Origin of the sequence: Phyllobacterium sp. P30BS-XVII, assembly GCF_014138335.1 — a bacterium.
Classification (GTDB): domain Bacteria; phylum Pseudomonadota; class Alphaproteobacteria; order Rhizobiales; family Rhizobiaceae; genus Phyllobacterium; species Phyllobacterium meliloti.
In genome coordinates this window covers 1-1,416 of the sequence record NZ_JACGXO010000020.1, presented here as the reverse complement: position 1 = coordinate 1,416, position 1,416 = coordinate 1, and the positions used below count along the sequence as shown (strand labels likewise).

The following is a 1,416-nucleotide window of genomic DNA, read 5'->3' as shown; positions in this document are numbered from 1 at the left end:
CGGCGTCAGAAACAGAATCTTCAGATCAAACCACAAGGACCAGTTTTCGATGTAATAGAGATCGAATTCTGTGCGCATTTTGATCTTGTCTTCCGTATCGATCTCGCCGCGCCAGCCATTGATCTGCGCCCAGCCTGTCACGCCCGGCTTGACCCGGTGACGGGCGAAATAACCGTCCACAACCTCATTGTATAAAAGGTCGTGGGTGTGGGCGGAGATGGCATGCGGCCGGGGGCCGACAAGCGACAGCGTTCCCATCAGCGAATTGAAGAACTGCGGCAGTTCGTCAAGGGATGTCTTGCGAATAATACGCCCGACACGCGTGACGCGCGGATCATTCTTCACCACCGCATTGCGCGCCGTCGGATCGCACATCTCCGTATACATGGAGCGGAATTTCCACACTTCGATGACTTCATTGTTAAAGCCATGCCGCTGCTGCTTGAAAATGACCGAGCCTTTGCTTTCCATGCGGATGGCGATGGCCGTTGCCAGCATGATCGGGCTGAAAACGATAATGCCGAACAGGCTGAAGAAGATATCGAAAGCCCGCTTGGCCACCGAATCCCAATCGTTGATCGGCTTGTCGAACAGGTCGATCATGGCAATCGAGCCAATATAGGAATAGGCGCGCGGCCGGAACTGCAGGTGATTATTGTGCGCCGAAAGCCTGATATCGACTGGCAGGACCCACAGCTTCTTCAAAAGCGCCAGAACGCGTTCTTCCGCCGTGATCGGCAGGGAGACGATGAGCATGTCGATATGGGCGATACGTGCAAACTCGATAAGTTCGGAAATATTGCCAAGTTTCGGATAGCCGGCAACGACGGGCGGCGAGCGCTTGGCATCGCGGTCATCAAACACGCCGCAGATGCGGATATCATTATAGGGTTGCTGTTCAATCGAGCGGATCAGGTCTTCGGCAGGCTTGCCGCCGCCAACGATGACAGCGCGGCGCTCCATCTTGCCATTGCGTGCCCAGCGGCGAATAAGCCGTGACATGATCACGCGAAACACAACGAAAAGGACCAGTCCGGATACAAACCAGGCACCAAGCCAGATGCGTGAATAGGCTTCCGAAATTTTCAGGAAGAATGCCGCCAGTGCCATCAGGGCAAATGTACCGGACCAAGCCACCAGCAGACGGCCGAACCGGGTGAATGGATTGCGCATCACTGCCAGCTGGTAACTATCCGTCAGTTCCAACACCAGCACGCCGACGATAGCGGTTGCAAGAATTGCAAATGTATAGCTGAAGACAACCCCTGCAGCGGGGCCAACATACATCAGAAAGACGGTGATCCCGCTCAGGACGATGATCAGGAATTCGACAATCCGCATGATTCCGCTGATCATGACAGGCGAATTGCTGGTGCGCGCATATTGCGACGCTATCTGATAGGCGACAGGGCTGAG

The 1,416-nt window shown here is 54.9% G+C and carries 1 protein-coding gene; it reads right to left on the bottom strand.

The genetic code is table 11. The annotated features are described in order from the left end of the window. Nucleotides 1-1,416, bottom strand: a 1,416-nt coding sequence (locus FHW17_RS25100; RefSeq protein ID WP_182511102.1) for an undecaprenyl-phosphate glucose phosphotransferase, incomplete at both ends; no start/stop codon positions are given.